Consider the following 3,578-nt stretch of genomic DNA (forward strand, 5'->3'; position numbering starts at 1 on the left):
CGCAGCGCGGCCAGCGCGACCGCGACGGGCAACGCGCCCGCCGCGACGAGCGCGGTCGTCGCGAGCACCCGCGCCGCCCGGCCGGTGAGGGCCAGCGCATCGGCCGTCCGCCGTCCACCGGGCAGGTCAGCCACCGGCGATCCCCGGAATCTCGATCGCCCGCAGTTGCAGCGTGGTGTAGTCGCAGTACCAGATCCGGGTGCCGTCCCAGGCGATCCCGGTCGGGTTCCCGGCGACCGACACCGACGCCACCTCGACGCCGCGCGCCAGGTCCAGGAGGTTGATCGTCGCGCCCCGGTAGTCGGAGTAGACGAGGAAGCCGTCGGACATGGTGATGCCCGCGACCGGCCGCCGGACCTGGTAGGACGCCAGCAGCCGCAGGTCGTCCGGGTCCCGCAGGTCGATCTGGCGCAGGTCCTCGTAGCCGAGCCACAGCCCGTGCCGGGTCGCCTCCAGCCCGCACAGCACGTGGCCGGGGCGCGGGTTCGGCCGCTCCCCCAGCACCTCGCCCGCGTGCCGGTCGAGGACCCGCAGGTCCCGGTCAGGTCCGGCGACCTGCACCAGGTCGCCGTCCAGCGTCGTCAGGTCGGTGCGGACGCCGGCGCACGGCACCCGGTGCCGCACCTCGCCGGTCGCCGGGTCCAGCGCCATGATCTGGTTCGAGACGGCCTCGGAGAACCACAGGTCCTGCCCGGTCCAGGTCAGGCCGCACAGCTTAAAGGCGCGCACCGGGATGTCCCGGACCGTGCCCGCCGCGAACGGCATCGTCATCTCCCCTTCCGCAGGCCGCACTCCAGCCGCCACCGGCCGACGTCGCGGACGTCCGGCGGCGGCACGAGCCGGACCCGGAGCATGTCCCCCGCCGCCACGGGCGTGTGCCGCAGCGGCCACACCCACACCGCCCAGTTGCAGCCGGGATAGGACGGCAGGTTGGACAGCGTGACCCCCTTGGCGAGGGTCGCGGTGAAGTACCCGACGACGGCGTGCAGCCGTCCGGGCCTGGTGATGGTCAGCGACCGCCGGGCGGCCACGCCGGACGCGCCGCCGGGGCGCTGGTCGGCCACCGCCGCGGGGCGGCTCAGCAGCGTCGGCGGACGCTGGAAGAAGTGCAGCTGCGCGGCGGGTTCGGCGGCCTCCTGGACGGCGTCCAGGCTGTAGCCGTAGAAGTCGCCGTTCCACAGTCCCCAGCCCTCGCCGTCGAACTGGACGGCCGCCAGCCGCGTCACCAGCCGGTGCGGGACGGTCCGTCCGCCCGGCGCGAGGTTCGCGGCGTTGAACGCGCCGAGCACCTCCATCATCTGCTCCTCGGGGCCGAGGTTGCCCATCATCTCCGAGACGACCACGTCGGCCCGCTCGGGCAGCCGCACGGTCCGCGCGTCGCCGCGCACGACCGTCAGCCGCCCGCGCAGCCCGTTGCGTCCGGCGATCTCCGCGGCGATGGCGGCCGTCTCGGGGTCGGCCTCGACCGCGTAGACGTGGGCGGCGCCGTGGCGCAGCGCCAGCAGCGACAACGCGAGGGTGCCCGCGCCGACGTCGGCCACCACGCCGCCACGGACGGACGCGGCCAGCGCCCGGTCGTAGGCGTCCAGCCGGGGCCGGTCGGCGAGCATGGCCTGGTGCATGAGCACGAGGCGCTGGTCCACGGACGGTCCTCCCCGGGGCATGGCCCGGAAGCACGCTCCCGGGCGGTACGGATACAGAGGCCGGAGGGGCAGTCGGTCACACGGCCGGGAACGCCGGCCGTCCGCCGTCGCGGACGCCGCCGACGGGCGGACGCGTGTCCCTCCCGGGCACCATCGGCCCGGGAGGGACGCACCCGCTCGCCGCCGGGACGTCCGCCCGTTCCGGCTCCGGCCGCCGTTCGGCACGGCGGCCGGACGGGTCAGATGTTGACCGCCGCCGTCTCGCCGACGTGCGCGTCGCGCATGACGAGCCGCAGGCCGGTCAGCCGCGCCCGGACGTCGCCGGACTCGCCGACGAGCGCCGCGTCGGCGCCCACCATGCCCAGCTCGGCGCCCGTCGGCTCGAGGTCGGACAGCTTGCCGGTGACGTGCACGGCGTTGGCCGCGTACAGGTTGGCCTCCGGCGTGACGAGCTCGAACTCGCCGTCGATGTGCAGGTCGGCCGGGTAGCGGACGCGGCTGAGGCTGTCCTCGGTGCCTTCACCGAGGGTGCCGCCGGACGGCCGCGGCCAGCTGGCCCGCAGCATGACCCGGCCGCCGAGCAGGTCGCTGTGGCCGGTCACCGCGACCCGGGCCATCTGCGCCAGCACGCCCGCGCCGTCGTGCTTCTCCGGCCCGAACAGCAGGATCTCGGTGCCGGCGGCCTTGCGGTAGTCGCCCGCGAGGTCGATGGTCTCGGTCCGGCCGTCCTTCTCGATCCGGACCGAGCCCTCCAGCGAGACCTGCATGATCATGGACGGGTCGACCAGCATCGACATGCACGGTCCGGCGCTCTCGGCGAAGAACACCGTGGGGGTGATGCCGACCGGCTCGTTCTCGTCGTTCGCCGGGTACCACGCCTCGGGGAGCGTGGTGCCGCGCACCACGTTCGGCGCCTGGACGACGTCGAACGGGCCGTCGCCTCGCGGCGAGCCCAGGTAGGGGCCGGTGAGCGGCTTCTTGTACGGCGGGATGCCGTCCACGACGCCGTAGATGTCGATGACGTTGCGGTGCGCCAGGCGCAGCGTGCTCGTCTCGAGGATGCCGAAGCGGCGGATGTAGAACTCGGCCGGGAAGTTCTTGCCCGGCACGATCTGCCGCACGTGGCCCGTGTTGGGCAGGAACGGGTTGGACAGGACCTGGATGCGGTCGTCCAGCTCGTAGCTGTAGCCCTTGATGCCGACCTCGGGCGCGCTGATCAGCTCGAGGCCGAGCTCGGCGTGGCCCTTGTCGTCGACCCGGTGCTCGAAGCCCGGCATCGGCCACTTGTTCAGCTGCACGAACCCCGAGAGGTTGATGGTCTCCCGGCGGCCCGCGTAGTAGTCGTCCCCGAACACGACCGTGGCCGCCGCGAGAATGTGCGGCCGGATCGGCTTGGGCTCGAGGTTGAGGGACTCGTACGTCTCACGGAGAGAACTCAAGCCAGACACCTCCAGCGTCTGATGAGATCGTCGTGCGGGTCCCGGTCGCGCGAGCCCGAGAACCCGTGATGGACGTCACTATAGCTTTTTGTAGTGACTGGTCAACCCTCACGCCGCCCACCCGTGCCGGGGCGGCGCCGCACCGGAACCGCGGGGCGACGTCCGCCGAGCTCCCCGGACAGCCGGGCCCGCACCTCACGCGCCTCGGCCGCACCACCCTGATCTGCCAGCTCATCGGGGTGAACCGCGTCCACCGCGGGATGTTTCTCCAGAGCCATACGACCCCCTTTCGGACCGACCGGGACGCTCACCCTCAGCGAAACACCGGTCCGCCGCCTTGCGGGCGGCACCTCCGCGAGTAACTTGAGAATCAGATAGTAAACCTGGCGTCAGTGCTCGCGTCGATGGGATGCACGAGATGTTCGAGAGGTTCACCGACCGCGCGCGGCGGGTTGTCGTTCTGGCTCAGGAAGAGGCCAGGATGCTCAACCACAAC

Annotated in this window: 3 protein-coding genes; all 3 read right to left on the reverse strand. The window is 72.7% G+C overall.

Going from position 1 to position 3,578, the window contains the following annotated elements; translation table 11 throughout:
- Positions 1-126: 126 nt before the first annotated feature.
- A complete protein-coding gene (locus DZF91_RS26540; RefSeq protein WP_235834586.1) occupies positions 127-771 on the reverse strand; it encodes a YncE family protein in 645 nt (214 codons plus the stop codon).
- A complete protein-coding gene (locus DZF91_RS26545) occupies positions 768-1,643 on the reverse strand; it encodes a methyltransferase domain-containing protein (RefSeq protein WP_117359907.1) in 876 nt (291 codons plus the stop codon). The genes DZF91_RS26540 and DZF91_RS26545 overlap by 4 nt, the downstream gene beginning before the upstream one ends.
- Positions 1,644-1,882: 239 nt before the next feature.
- On the reverse strand, positions 1,883-3,082 hold the full coding sequence (locus DZF91_RS26550) for a DUF6004 family protein (protein WP_117359908.1): 1,200 nt from the start codon (positions 3,080-3,082) through the stop codon (positions 1,883-1,885).
- Positions 3,083-3,578 lie beyond the last annotated feature (496 nt).

This window comes from Actinomadura logoneensis, assembly GCF_003428695.1.
GTDB classification, from domain to species: domain Bacteria; phylum Actinomycetota; class Actinomycetes; order Streptosporangiales; family Streptosporangiaceae; genus Spirillospora; species Spirillospora logoneensis.

Bases quoted from the DNA above. Each gene is read 5' to 3' on its own strand.
- DZF91_RS26540 (WP_235834586.1), bottom strand. From the start codon at position 771: ATGACGATGCCGTTCGCGGCGGGCACGGTCCGGGACATCCCGGTGCGC.